Source organism: Brevibacillus sp. SIMBA_040, from assembly GCF_046535075.1.
In the GTDB taxonomy this organism is placed as follows: domain Bacteria; phylum Bacillota; class Bacilli; order Brevibacillales; family Brevibacillaceae; genus Brevibacillus.
This window is the reverse complement of record NZ_JAWRXI010000389.1, coordinates 1-240: the sequence shown is the minus strand read 5'-3', so window position 1 is coordinate 240 and position 240 is coordinate 1. Positions and strand designations below refer to the sequence as shown.

General features: G+C 65.8%; 1 protein-coding gene. It reads right to left on the bottom strand.

All coding sequences use genetic code 11. The features are described 5' to 3' along the window. Positions 1-240: response regulator (locus tag SB752_RS33210; RefSeq protein ID WP_410719631.1), on the bottom strand; the 240-nt coding region annotated here is incomplete at both ends.

The window sequence follows — 240 nt, the reverse complement described above, 5'->3', positions numbered from 1 at the left end:
CAGCGAAACCACACCATTGCCCAGCAGCGGTGCCGCGCTACCGCCTTTGCGACGCATGACCGCACGCATTCGCGCCAGCAGCTCGGCCATGGCGAAGGGCTTGAGCAGGTAGTCGTCTGCGCCGCCGTCCAGGCCTCGCAGCCGGTCATCGAGGCTGTCACGAGCGGTAATGATCAACAGCGGCACCGGGTTGTTACGGCGGCGAATACTGTCGAGCACCTGCAACCCGTCCTTGCCGGG